Origin of the sequence: Ottowia sp. SB7-C50, from assembly GCF_033110285.1 — a bacterium.
Classification (GTDB): Bacteria; Pseudomonadota; Gammaproteobacteria; order Burkholderiales; family Burkholderiaceae_C; genus Ottowia.
Genome location: NZ_CP136995.1, coordinates 2,410,948 through 2,427,885, shown reverse-complemented (window position 1 = coordinate 2,427,885; position 16,938 = coordinate 2,410,948). Strand labels below are relative to the sequence as shown.

Below are 16,938 nucleotides of genomic sequence, written 5' to 3'. Positions count from 1 at the left end.
GCTGGTTCTCCTATGGGTGGTCAGCGGTACGAGAGGAACCCGGCGCAAGTCCGGGGAGTGAGGGCAGCAGGTCGGCCGCCCAATCGAGGCTGCGATGGCGCAGCCAGGCGCCCGCGAAGCCGGTTACGCCGGCATCCAGCAGCACGCGATCCATGTCGCGCTGGTCCTGCGGCGTGGAAGCGCCCGCAAAGGCCAGCGTGGCCGGCCCCAGGTCGAGGTCGAACAGGCGATTGCCGAGGCGGGACTGGTAGTAGTAGTCGCGCTTGGGCTGCGCGGTCGCCACGATCTCGATCTGGCGCGAGTTCAACCCGAAGCCCTCGTAGATCGTGCGAATCTGCGGCTCGGTGGCCTGCGGGTTGGGCAGGAAGATGCGGCTGGCGCAGCTTTCGATGATCGCGGGCGCAATGCTCGAATCCTTGATGTCGGCTAGGCTCTGCGTGGCGAAGATGACGCTGACGTTCTTCTTCCTGAGCGTCTTGAGCCACTGCCGGATACGCGCGGCAAACACCGGGTCATCCAGGAACAGCCACGCTTCATCGAGGATCAGCAGCGTGGGCGCCCCGTCGAAGCGTTCATCGAAACGCGCAAAGAGGTAATGCAGCACGGCCATGACGGCGGCCTTGCTGTGCATCAGTTCCTCCATCTCGAAGCACTGCACGTCGGCCATGCCGAGACGGTCATGGTCGGCATCCAGCAGCTTGCCGTGGGCACCACCGAGGACATAAGGCGACAACGCCTGCCGCAGCGTGTTCGATTGCAGCAGCACGGAAAGCCCTGTCATCGTGCGCTGCTCCACCGGCGCACCGGCGAGACTGCCCAGCGCCGACCAGATGGATGCTTTCTCGTCGGGGCCGACCGCCACGCCTTCGTGCAGCAACCGGCCTTCGATCCATTCAGCAGCCCAGGTGCGGTAGCCCTCGCGGTCGATGCGCGCGAGCGGCTGGAAGGCGATTTCGCCATCCGTGCCCAGGTCGTAGTGCTCGCCGCCCAGGCCGAGGATGGTGGCCCGTATGGAGCGGCCCATGTCGAAGGCGAAGATGCGCGAGCCGCGATAGCGGCGGAACTGCATCGCCAGCGTGGCGAGCAAGACCGACTTGCCCATGCCGGTCGGGCCGGCGACCAGCGTATGGCCCACGTCGCCGATGTGCGTCACGAGGCGAAACGGCGTGGCGCCATCGGTGCGTGTGACGATCAGCGGCGGGCCGTCGAGGTGGTCGTTCTTCTCTGGCCCGGCCCACACCGCCGACACCGGCATCATGTGCGCCAGGTTCAGCGTCGAAACGATGGGCTGGCGCACGTTCGCGTAGGCGTTGCCGGGGATCGAAGACAGCCACGCATCCACGGCGTTGAGCGTTTCGGGGATGGTCACGAAGCCCCGGCCCTGGATGACACGCTCCACCATGCGCAGCTTCTCGTCCGCCACGGCGGCGTCCGTGTCCAAGACGGTGACGGTCGCCGTCAAGTAGCCGAAGGCGACTTGGTCGCTGCCCAACTCCTGCAAGGCAGCGTCGGCGTCGGCCGCCTTGTTGTTGGCGTCGGTGTCCACCAGCGGGCTTTCCTGCTGGAAGATCGTTTCGCGCAGCAGCGCGATGACGTTCTTCCTTTTCGCAAACCACTGGCGGCGCAGGCGGGAAAGTTCTTTCTCCGCCTCGGATTTGTCGAGGCACAGGAACCGGGTTGACCAGCGATAGGCAAATCCGAGGCGGTTGAGGTCGTCCAGAATCCCCGGCCAGGTCGAGGTCGGGAAGCCCCGCACCGACACCACGCGCAGGTGCTGGTCGCCCAGCATGGGTGCCAAGCCACCGACCAGCACGGAGTCGGTCAGCAGCGCGTCGATGTGGAACGGCACCTCGGGCACGCCCACGCGATAGCGCCGCGTCGAGATGGTCGCGTGCAGGTAGGTCAGCGTCTGCGCGTCATCGAGCCAGTCAATTTCCGGCATCACGCCGTCGAGCAGGTCAAAGACGCGATCCGTTTCCGCGACGAAGGCTTGCAGCCGCTCGCGCCAGTCCACGCCATTCGTGGGCGTGTTCTCGTAGAGCATCCTGGCTGCGCGGGCGCGGGATTCTTCCGGCGGCAGGTAAAGCAGCGTCAGGTGATAGCCACTCTCGAAGTGATTGCCCGAGTCCTCGAAGGTGGCGCGGCGTTCCTCGTCCACGAGCCACGACAGCGGCTCTGGAAACTCCGAGTGCGGATAGTCGGCAGCGGGACGGCGCTCGGCTTCAATGAACAGCGCCCAGCCCGATCCCATGCGGCGCAGCGCGTTGTTCAACCGCGCCGACGTGGCGATCAGCTCGCCTTGCGTCGCGCTGTCGAGGTCAGGCCCGCGAAACCGGGCCGTGCGCTGGAAACTGCCATCCTTGTTCAAGACGACGCCCGGTGCGACCAGCCCGGCCCAGGGCAGCCAGTCGGCAAGCAAGGCCGGGCGCTGGCGATATTCGGCGAGGTTCAGCATCGCGGCGTCCTCCCCTCACACGTCCAGCAGCGGGCGGTGCTTGATGTGCCGGGCGAAGACCTGCATGAACTGCGGATCAACGCGCGCACCCCACACCGCCAAAGAATGGCCGACGATCCAGAACACCACGCCGGGAATCCACAGTTGCAGGCCCAGGCCGACAGCGGCGGCCAGCGTGCCGTTGGCGATCGCCACGGTTCGCGGCGCACCGCCCAGCAGAATCGGCTCGGTCAGCGAGCGATGCAGCGGTACCTCGAAGCCGTCCGCGAAGGTGTCGGGGGCACTCATACGACGGCCCCGCCGGAGAAGCTGAAGAACGACAGGAAGAAGCTCGAAGCCGCGAAGGCGATGGACAGACCGAAGACGATCTGGATCAGCTTGCGGAATCCGCCGGACGTGTCGCCGAAGGCGAGCGCGAGGCCCGTGGCGATGATGATGATGACCGCGACGATGCGCGCCACCGGCCCTTGAATCGACTCCAAGATCGACTGCAAGGGGCCTTCCCACGGCATCGAGGAACCGGCGGCCTGCGCGGTTCCGGCCAGGAACAGCAGCAGCGCGGCCAGCAGCAGCCCTTGCCCCGCAGGGCGGGCCAGGCAGCGCAGCCGCGCAAGACGCAAAGCCGGATTTGCAGAAAAACGGAAAGCAGGAACGATCATCTGCGTCATGGCAGTTCTCCAAGTGAGTGAGGGGATGGGGAAGTCGCCGCAGCGGGTGCGGCATCGGGAAGTGGCGGCAGCTCGGGAAACGGCGTTTCCAGCGCGTCCGCCAGTTGGTAGCCCACGCCATCGAAGCCGACGACGCGGGCGATGCTCTCGATGCGGCGCTTGCGCCCGCGCCCGGCGATGTGGATCACCACGTTGACCGCCTCGGCGATCAGCGCACGCGGCGGGTTCACCGCCACTTCGAGAATCAGTTGCTCCAGGCGCAGCAGCGCGCCGAGCGCGGAGCCGGCATGGATCGTGGCGATGCCGCCGGGGTGGCCCGTGCCCCACACCTTGATGAGATCCAGCGCCTCGGCACCGCGCACCTCGCCGACGACGACGCGATCCGGGCGCAGGCGCATCGACGAGCGCACCAGCTCGGTCATGGACACCACGCCCGCGCGCGTGCGCAGCGGCACGTGGTCACGGGCCGCGCATTGCAGCTCCACCGTGTCTTCGAGCACCAGCACGCGATCGCCCGTGGCGGCAATCTCGGCCAGCAGCGCGTTGGCAAGCGTAGTCTTGCCGCTGCTGGTGGCACCGGCGATCAGGACGTTCTGCCGCTCGCGCACGGCCCGAACCAGAAAGCCCGCCTGGGCGCTGGTCATCATTCTGTCGACGACGTACCGCTCCAGAGGGATCACGCCGATGGCGCGCTTGCGCAAGGCGAAGGCCGGCCCCGGGGCGGCCGGCGGCAAGATGCCCTCGAAGCGCTCCCCGGTTTCGGGCAGCTCGGCGGATAAGAGCGGCTGGCCGCGATGGACTTCCGCTCCGACGTGGGCCGCGACCAGCCGGATGATGCGTTCGCCGTCCGCTTCGGACAGCTCCACGCCCATCGGCGCGCGGCCCGAGGACAACCGATCTACCCATAGCGTCCGGTCGGGATTCAGCATCACTTCCACCACGTCCGGGTCCTCCAGCGCGGCAGAGATCAGCGGCCCCATTGCCGTGCGCAGCATCTGAATGCGCCGGTCGAGCGACGTGGCGGTCATGGACTGCCCTTCAGTGGAGATGCGGGCGCTCATGAGGCACGCTCCCGCGCTTCGGCAACTGCCGCCGCGTCATCCATCCGCATCGGGTCGGGGTGCAGTTCCTCCACCACGTCACGCACCAAACTGCGCCCGCGCATAAGGTGGCGGCCCAACTGTTCGACGAACTGCTCGAACCGCGCCTTGCCATGCGCGCGGGCCGCCTCCTGATGCGCTTCGGGAACCGGCGTGCTGACGGTCAGGAAGTAGCGAATGAACAGCGCCAGCGTTTCGATCTGGATGTTCTGGTCGCGCTCCAGACGCTCGGCTTGGCGCGATAGGCGATCCAACCGCTTGGCGATGGCCGCCTCGCGCTGGTCGGCGGCATCGGGCGACAGCCACGATGCGAGCGCCGCCGCGACGATGGACGACTTGGACACGCCTTTCTTGGCGGCCAGCTCGTCCAAGCGCTTTGCGTGCTCCGGCTGGATAAAGAGATTCAGGCGGTGTTGGCTCATAGCTCGATTCCGTCGTTGGGGTCGAGGGATGCCAGCCGGGCCGTTCGCTGCATGGCCGGATCGAGCTGACGAAGAAGGGGAAGCGGCAGGTCCTCGTCGTCATCGAGCAGCGCCAGGTCGGCCGCGGGCGCGGCCAACTCGGGGTCGTAGGTGACGGTTTCGGTGAGTTCGGGCTGACGGCGCGGGCCACCGTCATCGGTGGACCCCAGGCCATCGGCGGATGCCGTGGCAGGTGCAGCGGGTACGGCAGGAATCGCCAGCTCGCTCCAGTCGTCGGGCCGCGACGGCGGCGCGTCGGCGTACTGCCCATCCGCAAGCGCAGGCGGCCGCAGCACGCGGCGCTTGAAATTGCTGTCCGCGTAGTAGCGCAGCTTCTTGGCTTTGATCGGTGCCACGCTGGACACCATCACCACGGCCTCGTCGGGCGGAAGCTGCATGACTTCGCCCGGCGTCAGCAGCGGGCGGGCCGTTTCTTGGCGCGACACCATCAGGTGCCCCAGCCATGGGGCCAGCCGGTGGCCGGCATAGTTGCGCTGGGCGCGCAGTTCGGTGGCCGTGCCTAGCGTCTCGGAGATGCGCTTGGCGGTGCGCTCGTCGTTCGTGGCGAACGTCACGCGCACATGGCAGTTGTCCAGGATCGAGTGGTTTTGGCCATAGGCTTTGTCGATCTGGTTGAGCGACTGCGCGATGAGGAAGCTGCGGATGCCGTAGCCCGCCATGAAGGCCAGCGCCGTCTCGAAGAAGTCCAGACGGCCCAGCGCCGGGAACTCATCGAGCATCAGCAGCAGCTTGTGGCGGCGCTGGATGCCATCGCTGCCGTCGAGCGATTCGGTCAATCGCCGACCGACCTGGTTGAGGATCAACCGGATCAGCGGCTTCGTGCGGCTGATGTCCGATGGCGGCACCACGAGGTACAGCGACACCGGATGCTCGGCTGCAATCAGGTCAGCGATGCGCCAGTCGCAGCGCGAGGTGACTTCGGCCACCGTGGGATCGCGGTACAGGCCGAGGAACGACATGGCCGTGGACAGGACGCCCGAGCGTTCGTTGTCGCTCTTGTTGAGCACTTCGCGCGCCGCCGAGGCCACCACCGGATGCGGGCCATCGCCCAGGTGGGGCGTTGTCATCATGCGGTGCAGGGTCAGCTCGAAGGGGCTGGCCGGATCGGACAGGAAGTTGGCAACGCCGCGTAGCGTCTTGTCCTCACCTGCGTAAAGTACATGCAGGATGGCGCCGACCAGCAGCGCGTGCGAGGTCTTCTCCCAGTGGTTGCGTTTCTCCAGCGCGCCCTCGGGATCGACCAGGATGTCGGCGATGTTCTGCACGTCGCGCACTTCATGCGCGCCGCGCCGCACTTCCAGCAGCGGGTTGTACGCGGCCGACCGGCTATCCGTGGGGTTGAACAACAGGCAGTGGCTGAAACGGCTACGCCAGCCGGCGGTGATGCTCCAGTTCTCCCCTTTGATGTCGTGGATGACGGCGGATTCGGGCCAGCTCAACAAGGTCGGCACTACGAGGCCGACGCCCTTGCCCGAGCGCGTGGGCGCGAAGGTCAGGACGTGTTCCGGGCCTTCGTGGCGCAGGTACTGGCGATCGTGCTGGCCGAGGAACACGCCGGTCGACTGCGTGAGGCCGGCCTTGCGAATGTCCTCCGCATTCGCCCAGCGGGCCGAGCCGTAGGTCGTGACCAAGCGCGATTGCCGCGAGCGCCAGATCGACATGCCGATGGCGACCACCAGCGCCAGCAGGCCGCTGCCGCCCGCGATGGCGCCGCCGGTGTCGAACACGCGCGGCGCATAGGCATCGAAAACGAACCACCACTCAAACAGTTTCCACGGGTGGTAGATCGGCGTGCCAAGAAAGTCGAACCAGGGCGAGCCAAGGCGTACTTGATAGCCAAGGGCCGCTGCTGTCCATTGCGTGGCGCCCCACACGCCGGCTATCACGATGCCGAATACCACGGCGATCTGACCGAACAGCACGTTCGTCCCTTGCATTGCCCGCCTCCGATCGCGGCACAGCGAGGTGCCGCAGGCATCAGGATCAGTGCCGCCGGGCATGCCGGTCAAAGACCGTTGTCAACAGGTCGAAGACGCAAAAAGCATCGTTTCAGGCAGGAACGAATAGTGTCAAAACACCGCGTGCACAAACGCACTGCGGCGCATCAAGAAAGAAATGCAGGCCGCGTTGCGGCCAGCCGACGATTAGAACTTGGGTGGCTCCTTCGGCGGCGTATAGGGCACTTTGCCATCGCCGAAGAAGCGTTGGTTCGTGGCCTCGCCAACGCGGTTGCACAGCACGTCGCCCATCGTCGGGCGATCCGTTTTGCACTGCTTGCGCAGTTCCTTCAGGCGCACGGGGTCGGTGGCCAGCTCCTCTACGCTCGGGAGGTCGGCGGGCTTGGGCGCCTCCGACCGGCTACAAGCAGCCAACAGTACCGTCAGCGAAAGCGATGCGGTGATCCTGAGCAGGTTCATGACGGGTTCCTCCAAGGTGTGAAGCATCAAGGCGTGAGCTAACGGCCAGGTAACTCCGGCCCCAGGGCCTCCACCCGCTCGATGAAGCGGGCCAGCGGCTGCGAGGGCTCGGCGTCGCGGCGCAGCAGATAGGTGGTCAGCAGGGGTGGCTTCCCCGCCAGCGGTCGGCCCAACACCCCCCGGTTCACGGCTGGAGCCGATGTGCGCTGCACCGGCCAGCCCCAGAGCCAGGCCGGCCGAAACAAAGGTCATCATCACGTCGAACGTGGCAACGTACTGCACGATCAAGGGCTCTCTGTCCTGCTTGCGCAGGATGCGATCGATCTGCCGGGCATGGCCCTCGCAGATCGCCGGGTCGCCCAGCACCAACGGGTGGCGCAGCACCTCTTCCGGCGGCACCCGCTTGTAGGCCAGCAGAGGGTGGCGCGCGGGCACCGCCACCATCAACTCGTCTTCCCAGGCTGGCTCGACGATGATGCCGTCGCCCACTTCATCTGCCATCGAAAAGCCCGCGTCATACAGGTCATCGCGCAAGCCATTGAGTTGCTGGGCCAGCGGCACCTCGAACAGGCGAACCTCGGTCTCCGGGTCTTCCTCGCGGCAGCGCGCCAGCAGCGCCGGCAGGCGTGAAGGTGTGATGCCATCGGACAGGGCGATGCGCAACTGGCCGTGAAAGCCATTGGCCCCAGCCTTCACGCTCTCGCGCGCCTGCTCCAGCGCCAGGAACACGCGGGGCGCGCTCTCCATCAGCAGCTTTCCCGCCAGCGTCAGCCGCGTGCTTCGGCTGGTGCGCACGAACAGTTGTGCGCCCAATTCCACCTCCAGTTCCTTGATGGCTCGCGACAGCGGCGATTGCTCGATGTGCAACCGCTCAGCCGCGCGCGCGAAATGGAGTTCTTCTGCCACGGCTAGGAAGTAGCGCAGATGTCGTAATTCCATGACATCTACTCCATAGTTTGTGTACGGCGCGCTGCTTTTCTGCAACGCGCCGTCACACATGGCGCTGAAGGCAGCAAAAGCGCGACAGCACCGTCAGCCGAGCCGTGATCTGGCCAGTCGCGGAGCGCGCACTACCAGCCGGAGACGAGACTTGGCAGAGCCACTACACTCATTTCAGTTTTCCATGGCGCTGCGCGCCACCCGCAGGGCATGAAACATAAGAGGAGTCCGCAGGCCGCGGAGCCGGCCAAGTCAGCGAACGCCGTGGCCGGATCTGCGCCGGCCACCGGCGTTGTCCCCCCTCACGCAGGAGAGGGGGGATGGTGCGAAGCGACTCAGGGGGGTGTTTCACTTCAGCGTGAAGCGGGCGGTCGCCGCCTTGCCATTGACCGTGACGACCGCCACGGCCTTGGTGCCAGGGCCCACCTTGAAGCTGCCGGTGGCCTGCAGCCTATCGCCAGCCGGTTGGAGCTCGACCTCCTGCTTTTCGGCGCCGGTCAACAGTGTGACTTTCGCGCTGGCCTTCGAGACATCGGCAGGCTTGCCGTGGTCGCGCACATGGAGCTGGATCGCTTCGGGCTTGGCGACGAGTTCGTAGTCCATGTCCCTGACCTCGACCACGACGCCGCCGTGCATCGGCTGGTGCTCGTGGGCGTGGTCATGCTTGCCGCCAGCGGCGAAGGCCGCGCTGGCGAAGGTTAGGCTGATGGCAGCGATGGTGGCATGCGTTTTCATGGGTTTCCTTTCGGGCAAGTGAAGAAAATTGGATGGTTTGGGTGTCACAGCGCCTCGGCATCCTTGTCGTTTTCCAGCCGCTCTGCATCCTTGCGGCCGAATAGCCAGAACAAGACGGGTGTGAGGAAGGTGTCGAGCAGCGTCGAGCTGATCAGGCCGGAGAAGATGACCACGGCTACCGGATGCAGCACCTCGGTACCAGGCTGCTCGGCCTCGAACAGCAGCGGCGCCAGCGCGAAAGCCGTGACCAGCGCAGTCATCAGCACCGGGCTCAACCGTTCGAGCGAGCCGCGCACGATCATCTTCTTGTCGAAGCTCTCGCCCTCGAAGCGCATCAGGTTGATGTAGTGACTGACCTTCAGGATGCCGTTGCGCACCGAGATGCCGGCCAGCGTGATGAAGCCGACGAGCGCGGCCACCGACAGGGGCTGGCCCGACAGCCACAACCCGATCACCGCGCCGACCAATGCCAGCGGGATGTTGACCATGATCAGTGCCGAAAGCGTGCTCGACTTGTAGCGGCTGTACAGCACCACGAACATCAGCACCAGCGACACGATGGACAGCAGGCCGACGAGGCGCGAGGCCTCCTCCTGCGCCTGGAACTGTCCGCCCAGCGTGATGAAGTACCCCTCGGGCAACTTGGTTTCAGCCACGACCTTGCGAATGTCCGCCACGATCTCCGACAGCGCACGGCCTGACGCATTGGCCGACAGCACGATGCGGCGCTTGCCATCGTCGCGGCTGATCTGGTTGGGGCCGTCGCCGTCCTCGATCGTCGCGATCTTTGACAGGGGTATGCGTCCCGTCGGCGTCTCGATCAGGATCTGGTTCAGCCCATCAATTGACCGCGCGGTCTCGGGTAGCTTCACCACCAGCGCAAAGCGCCGACCGCCCTCGACGATCTGCGTGATCTTCTCGCCCTCGACCAACGATTGCAGCGTGGTCAGTACCTGCGGTGCCGGCACGCCATACTGCGCGGCGGCGGCGTAGTCGATATGCACCTTGATCTGCGGCGCGAGCACCTGCTTTTCGATCTGCAGGTCGGCGATGCCGGGAATGGCCGCCAGCTGTTGCCGCAGGGCCTCAGCTTGCCCGCGCAACGCATCCAGGTCCTCGCCGAAGATCTTGATCGCGATCTGCGAGCGCACACCCGAGAGCATGTGATCGATGCGGTGCGAAATAGGTTGCCCGATCTCGATGGCAGCCGGCAGGTTGGACAGGCGCGCGCGAATGTCGGCCCGAACCTCGTCCATGCTTCGCGTCAGCTCGGCGGTCGATTTCAGGCCGACATCGAGTTCGCTCACATGCACGCCCTCGGCATGTTCGTCCAGTTCGGCGCGGCCACTACGCCGCCCGACGTGCGTGACCTCGGGCACCTGGCTCACCAGCACCTCGGCCTGGCGCGCCACCGCGGAGCTTTCGGATAGGGTGACGCCGGGGTTCAGTCGCAGGCCGATCAGCAGCGTGCCTTCGTTGAAGGGCGGCAGAAAGGTCGTCGGGAAGAAAGGCACCGCAGCCGTGGCCGCCACGACCGCGATACCCGCCGCGACGATCGCGGCTTTGGGCCGTTCCAGCACGGTCTCCAGGCCGTTGCGGTAGCGCGCCTTCAGCCAGGCGAGCACCTTGGTGTCGCCGTGGTCGAGGTTCTTCATACGTGGCAGCAGGAAGAAGCTCAGCACCGGCGTGATCGTCACCGACACCACCAGCGAGGCCAGCGTCGAGACGATGAAGGCGATGCCCAGCGGCACGAACAGCTTGCCTTCCAGCCCCGGTAGCGCGAACAGAGGGATGAAGACCAGCACGATGATCACCGTGGCATAGAGGATGGCCGAGCGCACTTCCATCGTCGCGCGGCTCACAACTTCGAGCGGGTGTAGCCGCTTGTCGGGGTGTTTCGCGCGGTCTTCCTTCAGCCGGCGCAGCACGTTCTCCACACCGACCACGGCATCGTCCACCAGCCCGCCGATCGCGATGGCCAGGCCACCGAGCGTCATCGTGTTGATCGATAGGCCGAAATAGCGGAAGACCAGGGCGGTGATGAAGATCGAAACGGGGATCGCGGTCAGCGCGATGACCGTCGGTCGCAGTGTGCCAAGGAAGAAGAACAGGATAGCCGCGACGAAGACCGACGCGCCGATCAGCTTGCCTTGAAGCGTGGTGATCGATGCTTCGATGAAGCTTGCCTGGCGAAAGGTAACGCGAGGCGCTTCCATGCCTGCGGGCAGCGAGGCCTTCAACCCGGTCAGCGCGTCCTCGATGGCGTTGGTCAGGGCGATCGTGTCGGCGGTGGGCTGCTTCTGGATGCCCAAAATCACGGCCGGCTTGCCCTCGAAGCCGGCATCGCCACGCTTGATGGCAGCGGCAAAGGTCACCTCGGCGATCTGGCGCAACAGGATGGGCTGACCCTGGCTGGCGGTGAGCGCAAGGTTCTTTAGATCATCCAGGCGTGAGGTGCGCCCGAGGTTGCGGATCAGGTACTCCCGGCCGTTCAACTCCAGAAATCCACCCGAGGTGTTGGCAGAAAAGCCCTTGAGCGCCGCTTCGAGCTGATCGTGCGTGATGCCGAGCTCGGCCATGCGGGCCGTGTTCGGCTGTACCTGGAACTGCCGTACCTCGCCGCCGATCGGGATCACCTGCGCCACGCCCGGCACCGACAGCAGTCGGGGACGCAGTACCCAGTCGGCGTACTCGCGCACCGCCATCGGGCTGATCTTCTGCGGATCGACGGGAATCGCGATCTGCATGATCTCGCCCATGACCGAGCTGATCGGACCCATGCGCGGCACGACGCCTTCGGCGAGGCCTTCCTCCATGGCCGACAGTCGCTCTGAGACGAGCTGCCGCGCGCGGAAGATGTCCGTGCTCCAGTTGAACGTGACGTAGAGGAAAGACAGGCCAGCCGACGAGGTCGAACGCACCGACTCGACGCCGGGCAGCCCGTTCATCGTCGTCTCCAGCGGGAAGGTGATGAGCTGCTCCACCTCCTCGGCGGCCATGCCGCCGGCCTCGGTCATGATCGTGACCGTGGGCTTGTTGAGGTCCGGGAACACGTCCACCGGCGTTTGGGACAGCGTGAAGGCGCCATAGGCCATCAGCACGACGCTGGCGATGATCACCAGCATCCGGTTGGCCAGGCTGTTGTCGAGAAGCCACTTGAACATGCGGACTCCTCAGCGCACCTGGTTGATCAGTGTGGCCCCCTGCGTGGCCACGCGGTCGCCGGCCTTCAGGCCCGACGTGATCGCCACGTTCACACCGTCCAGCGGCTCGGCCGTGACGGTGCGGGGCTCGAATCGCTCAGGCGCGGTCTTCACCCAGACAATGCTCTGATTCGCCGGGTTCTTCATCAGCGAGGCCAACGGCACGGCGATGCCTTTTACCTTGCTCTTGCTCTGCACGAAGACGCGCACCGGTTGGCCTACCGCCAGCGCCGACAGCGCGGCAGCTTCAGCGCGGAAGGCCAACGGCAATGCCTGTTCGCGCAGACTGTGCGCCGCACCGACGAAAGTCAACGGCACGCGCTCCTTGCCGACGGCGAGCGTGGCGCTACCGACATCCGAGCTGATCGCCGCATCGAAGGCGAGCGCCTCGATGCGCAGCCGCGCCGGATCGATGACTTCGAAGATGAGTTCGCGGGAATCGACTACTTGGCCCGCCACCGCGTTGGCGGAGGCAATCACGCCCGAGACGGGCGCAATCAGCACCTCGCGGGTCGCAAGTCCCCCACCCACAGCAGCGATGCGCTCGGTCAGGCTGCGTGCCTCGCTCTCGGCCGCCTCGATGTCCTTGCGCGGCACGGTGTCGGCCAGCTCCTGCAAGCGCGCGACGCGCTTGTCCGCCAGGCTCTTGGCTGCGCGCAGCTCGGCCAGTTGCGCGGCCTGGTTCGATCGCTCGATCGGCGCGGCCGAGGGCACGACATAGGCCAGCACTTCCCCTTTGCGCACCGCCTGTCCGGGATTTGGCAGACCTCGTGGCCCCGGTTCGATGCGGCCGGCATTCAGTGGCTGTACCTTGCCCCCTGCGTTGGGGTCCATCACCACCTTGCCATTCAGCTCGAACGAGCGCGGCAACTCGGCCTCTTCGGTGAGCAAGGTGCGCACGCCGAGTTGCCGCTGCGCGGGCTTGGGCAGAAACACGCTGCCATCAGGTAAGCGTTGTGGGCCATTGGCGTTCGGCGCGGCGGCTGCGTCGCCATGATCATGGCCTTCGCCGGCGAAAGCTGGAGTGGCTGCACCCAGCGACAGAGCGATGGCTATGGCAAGAAAAATGCGTTTCGAGGTCATGCGGCATCTCCAGCATGGCGTTGACGGGAGGACACCATGCGGCGGCCAATGGTGAACAGGGCCGCAAGCGCGGCCACTATGCCAATGGCCCAGGCCGCATAAGGTGTCCAAGGCTTGGAAGGCCCGGCAGCATCGGTATGCGCTTCTTCGTGGTGATCGAGTTCGCCGGCGAGCAAGTCCACCTCATTGCCTGCGGCGACCGTTGCGGTGATCGGCAGTACCCCAGGCCCAGGCTCAGCCGTCAGAACGACCTCGTAAACATCTTCGTGCTTCTCGGCCTTGAACTTTTCACCGGCAACTTCGAGTTCGATCTGGGCGTCTGTCACCGGGGTGTTGTCAGCGGTACGGTCAAGATAGAGGGTGATGTGCTTGCCGTTGAGCACGCCGACAAGTTCGAAGATGTCGGAGACGGCGATGAACCGTGGGAGCGCGGGGCCAGTAGTGGCCGGGGTCGCGTCGCCGTGGTCATGGCCTTCGCTAGCGCGCGCCAGCGGAGACAGGAGAAGGGCCGTGGCGATGCTGAGCACCGCCAGTAGGGGAGAAAGTTTCATGGTGAAGGTTCCAGATGGGATTCCAGATGGATGTGCTGCGTTATTAATAGCTGTTTACGATTGATGGATAAGCTCTGGGTGCCAATTTCACTCATATCCTGCCGTTCACTGCGGCAGCAGGCCCAGTGCCTGGCGCCATGTGGAAATCGCCGAGGCCAGCTCTATGCGGCTGCGCGCCGCCTGCCGTTCGGCCTCGGTGGCTTCGGCTTCGATGCGCAGCCGTGTCGGAAGATCGGTCTCGCCCAGGCGGAAGGATTTGTCGAAGAATCCGCGCGTCTCACGAGCCAAGGTGGCGCGGCGTTCCGCGGCTGCAAGCTGCGTGCGTGCCGCATTGACCCGGACCTCTGCGGCCTCCCTCTCCGACTGCAACCGCGCACGATCCAGCGCGAATTGGGCCTGTGCTTCCACAGCATCGGCCCGAGCAGCCGCCACGCGGCTGTCGTGGCGAGGGCCTGCGCCGAACGGAATTCGAATGCCCACCGTGATGGCTTGGTCGTAGCGCTCGCCGAATGCCCCACGTTCCCGCGTGGTGGACAGTGTCAACTCCGGGTTCGCCCGCGACTGCTTGGCGGCCAGGGCCGCGGTGCGCTCGGCCACGGCGGCACGGTCTTGCAACTCGTTGAGTGCAGGGTGTATTGGCATGTCTGACGAGGTGGGTTCAACCTCGGCAGGCGATGTACCCGTAGGCGCAGCGAGGGCAACACTGCCGGTCAGCGCCTTCAATTGCTGCTGCGCCGTCGTCGCTCCTGCCTCGGCCTGCGCCACGGCCGCTTCGGCTGCGGCCACAGCACCGTCGGCCTGGTGTTGGTCGGCCTGCGCCAGGTCGCCGGCCTTGGCGCGCCGCGCAACGTCGGTGGCGATGCGGCGAGCATTGTCCAGTTGCCCACGTGCGATGTCGGCGTCGATGCGCGTGCGTTCCCAATTCCACCAGGCCTCACGTACCGTGGCGGCGAGTCGCAGTCGCGCCGCTTCCACACGGCTCTCCACGGCCGCAGTCTGCGCATCTGCCAGTGCACCGCTGTTGCTTCGCTCACCTGGCAGCCACAGAGGGATGGCGATGCCGGCCTCTAGCTCACGGGCACCGTCGTTGCGCGTAAGCCGGTCCGTCTTGTTACTGATTTCGAGCGCGGGTGGCTCGGGCGTCCATGCCGCCGCCGCACGCCGCTGCGCTTGGACGGCATCACGGCGCATCAGCAGCGCCTGCGATTCGGGCTGCCGCGCCCAGGCTGCGTCGAAGACGTCCTTCAGGTTGGCTGGGAGCGCTTCCGGTTGGGCATATACGCCGGCGTTCACGCCGGCCAAGAAAGCGGCAAGTACGGCTTGCCGCAGACGGATTGATGTTTTTGTCTTCGGATACATCCGATGCTCCAGTGTTGAGGGGGATACACGGGAGACCGGCGAATAGCGACCATACGGCCGCGCCACATCTGAACGCCCACGTCAGCAGGCGTTCGGACGCGAACGGGAATCAGAAAAGGAAGACCCCGCTTCGCCGATCAGGCAAGGTGAGACCACTTGGGGCGCTCGGGTCTAAGGGAGTGGTACGCAGTACATGGCTCATCGTTGACCGCGATGGATGGACTGGGTATTTGTTCGAATCGCAGTGACTCGACACGGAGCAGCATGCCAGCGTATTGCCCGTGGCAGTGCCCGCAGTCATGACTCACGCCGAGCGTGGCATCGCTGCTGGAAACCGTCGTATCCGATTCATCGAGGAGCGTGGAAGCATGGCCGTGCGCAGCATGGTCATGGTGTCCGAGATGGCTCACCGCGGAGCCTAGCTTGTGCACGCAATAGCCAGCCACCGCCGCCCAGGTTGCCTGGGTAGGCAGTAGTACGAGCAGAAGTATGGCGAGCCAGCGGCGCATGGAGAAAGTGTAGCAGTAGCAATGTCAGTCCAGGAGCAACGATGAGGGGGTGTCTCTCCGGCCACCTCAATGCCCAGCGAGGTGCTGCTCGCTTTGATGAGGCGAGGCGGCATGGAAACAAACTCTGGCAGAGTGCGCGGGTGTCAGCAGTGTCAACCGCCGGAATACAGTTCCAGTCGCGCACGCTGTGCTTCCGGTGCTTCGCTACGCATCTCATCGACAACCTGCTGGCGCGTCTTCGGTGCTGCGGAACTCTTGATGGGCACCGGCAGTCCACGTTGCATCAGCGTGAGCGTACCGTCCTTGCGGGCTGCCTCGACCTCGGCCAGCACCTGGGCACGGGTCTTGGTACTCTTGAAATGATCGGGGTGATACGTGAAGCCCTGCTCATTGGACGCGGGGTGCCAGAGCGAATCGGCCTGGGCCGCCATGGGCAGTGCCGTGGCCAGGATAATGGCTTTCATGGCGACAAGATGGGTCAGTTTCATTGCATGGTCCTTTCCAGTGTGATTTGCAGAAAATCGATATGCCCGAAGGCATGAGCACAATGTAAGAACCGGCACCGAACGGGAGTAAAACGTGCAGATGACAATTTGGACAGGTTGCGAGAGACCGCAGCAGGAACGCTGCGCATGAAGCTGCTGATCGTGGAAGACGAAGCCAAGCTCGCGGACTATCTTCGCAAGGGACTCTCTGAAGAAGGCTATGTGATCGATGTGGCTGCCAACGGCATCGATGGCCTCCACATGGCCTCTGACGGCCACTACGACCTGATCGTTCTCGACACCATGCTGCCGGGCATCGATGGCTTCGGCTTGCTGGCTGCACTGCGGCAGAGCAAGCAGACGCCGGTGATCATGTTGACGGCCCGCCATCGCATCGAGGATCGCGTACGCGGGCTGAAGGCGGGAGCGGATGACTACCTCGTCAAGCCGTTCGCCTTTTCCGAGCTGGTGGCCCGCATCGAAGTGCTGCTGCGCCGCGTTGCTGGCACTGCGCCCGCACCCGATGCGCTGGTGCTGTGCCTGGGGGACTTGCAGGTGGACCTGGCGCGGCGGCGCGCTACTCGGGCCGGCCAGCGCATCGACCTGTCGGCAAAGGAGTTCCAACTGCTGACGCTACTCTTGCGCCGCAAGGGTGAGGTACTGTCGCGCACAGAGATCGCCGAGCAGGTGTGGGACGTGAACTTCGACTACGGCACGAACGTGATCGATGTTGCTGTGCGTCGGCTGCGGAACAAGCTCGACCTGCCCTTCGAGCGTCCGCTGCTGCACACAGTCCGTGGCATGGGCTACATGCTCGAAGATCGTCAGCCGTGAGACTGCGGCCTGCCGGATCACTAGGACGGCGGCTTGCCCGCTGGCTCGCCTTTCTTACGCTGGCCGGACTCGCCTTGATCTGCTTGGGCGTCTACACCGTCACCGCACTGAGTTTCAA

Annotated in this window: 14 protein-coding genes and 1 pseudogene; 1 reads left to right on the top strand and 14 read right to left on the bottom strand. The window is 65.3% G+C overall.

Annotation, left to right across the window (positions count from 1 at the left end; all coding sequences use genetic code 11):
• Positions 1 to 10: 10 nt before the first annotated feature.
• From trbE to R0D99_RS11475, 14 genes and pseudogenes are all read right to left on the bottom strand, one after another.
• Positions 11 to 2,455 (bottom strand): conjugal transfer protein TrbE, encoded by a 2,445-nt coding sequence (trbE, locus tag R0D99_RS11540; RefSeq protein WP_241349749.1) that lies wholly within the window; start codon positions 2,453 to 2,455, stop codon positions 11 to 13.
• 15 nt (positions 2,456 to 2,470) lie between these two features.
• A complete protein-coding gene (locus R0D99_RS11535) occupies positions 2,471 to 2,743 on the bottom strand; it encodes a VirB3 family type IV secretion system protein (RefSeq protein ID WP_182212479.1) in 273 nt (90 codons plus the stop codon).
• Positions 2,740 to 3,123 carry a TrbC/VirB2 family protein gene (locus tag R0D99_RS11530; protein WP_023087424.1) on the bottom strand — a complete coding sequence of 128 codons (384 nt, stop codon included), beginning with the start codon at positions 3,121 to 3,123 and terminating at the stop codon, positions 2,740 to 2,742. Before R0D99_RS11530 ends, R0D99_RS11535 begins: the two co-directional genes overlap by 4 nt.
• Complete coding sequence (gene trbB, locus R0D99_RS11525) at positions 3,120 to 4,172, bottom strand: P-type conjugative transfer ATPase TrbB (RefSeq protein WP_317751079.1); 1,053 nt, start codon at positions 4,170 to 4,172, stop codon at positions 3,120 to 3,122. Before trbB ends, R0D99_RS11530 begins: the two co-directional genes overlap by 4 nt.
• 8 nt (positions 4,173 to 4,180) lie before the next feature.
• Positions 4,181 to 4,645 (bottom strand): ribbon-helix-helix protein, CopG family, encoded by a 465-nt coding sequence (locus R0D99_RS11520; RefSeq protein WP_094098088.1) that lies wholly within the window; start codon positions 4,643 to 4,645, stop codon positions 4,181 to 4,183.
• Entirely contained in the window at positions 4,642 to 6,642 is a 2,001-nt protein-coding gene (locus tag R0D99_RS11515; protein ID WP_094098087.1) for a conjugal transfer protein TraG, read from the bottom strand. The genes R0D99_RS11520 and R0D99_RS11515 overlap by 4 nt, the downstream gene beginning before the upstream one ends.
• A gap of 207 nt (positions 6,643 to 6,849) precedes the next feature.
• Positions 6,850 to 7,122 carry an EexN family lipoprotein gene (locus tag R0D99_RS11510; RefSeq protein WP_094098086.1) on the bottom strand — a complete coding sequence of 91 codons (273 nt, stop codon included), beginning with the start codon at positions 7,120 to 7,122 and terminating at the stop codon, positions 6,850 to 6,852.
• 38 nt (positions 7,123 to 7,160) lie between these two features.
• Positions 7,161 to 8,061, bottom strand: a pseudogene (locus R0D99_RS11505) (LysR substrate-binding domain-containing protein).
• 348 nt (positions 8,062 to 8,409) lie between these two features.
• The gene (locus tag R0D99_RS11500) at positions 8,410 to 8,796 is read right to left on the bottom strand and encodes a hypothetical protein (RefSeq protein WP_019372880.1); all 387 of its coding nucleotides are present in this window, start codon (positions 8,794 to 8,796) and stop codon (positions 8,410 to 8,412) included.
• Between the two features lie 44 nt (positions 8,797 to 8,840).
• On the bottom strand, positions 8,841 to 11,960 hold the full coding sequence (locus tag R0D99_RS11495) for an efflux RND transporter permease subunit (RefSeq protein ID WP_088887057.1): 3,120 nt from the start codon (positions 11,958 to 11,960) through the stop codon (positions 8,841 to 8,843).
• A gap of 9 nt (positions 11,961 to 11,969) precedes the next feature.
• A complete protein-coding gene (locus tag R0D99_RS11490) occupies positions 11,970 to 13,082 on the bottom strand; it encodes an efflux RND transporter periplasmic adaptor subunit (RefSeq protein ID WP_051001391.1) in 1,113 nt (370 codons plus the stop codon).
• Entirely contained in the window at positions 13,079 to 13,633 is a 555-nt protein-coding gene (locus tag R0D99_RS11485; RefSeq protein ID WP_075807007.1) for a hypothetical protein, read from the bottom strand. The genes R0D99_RS11490 and R0D99_RS11485 overlap by 4 nt, the downstream gene beginning before the upstream one ends.
• Positions 13,634 to 13,738: 105 nt before the next feature.
• The gene (locus R0D99_RS11480; RefSeq protein ID WP_088887058.1) at positions 13,739 to 14,992 is read right to left on the bottom strand and encodes a TolC family protein; all 1,254 of its coding nucleotides are present in this window, start codon (positions 14,990 to 14,992) and stop codon (positions 13,739 to 13,741) included.
• Between the two features lie 661 nt (positions 14,993 to 15,653).
• Positions 15,654 to 15,989, bottom strand: a complete 336-nt coding sequence (locus R0D99_RS11475) for a DUF4148 domain-containing protein (protein WP_040435567.1) — start codon at positions 15,987 to 15,989, stop codon at positions 15,654 to 15,656.
• 144 nt (positions 15,990 to 16,133) lie between these two features.
• On the opposite strand from R0D99_RS11475, the gene R0D99_RS11470 reads away from it, so the two are divergent.
• The gene (locus R0D99_RS11470; protein WP_019372874.1) at positions 16,134 to 16,820 is read left to right on the top strand and encodes a heavy metal response regulator transcription factor; all 687 of its coding nucleotides are present in this window, start codon (positions 16,134 to 16,136) and stop codon (positions 16,818 to 16,820) included.
• The last annotated feature ends 118 nt before the right edge of the window (positions 16,821 to 16,938 follow it).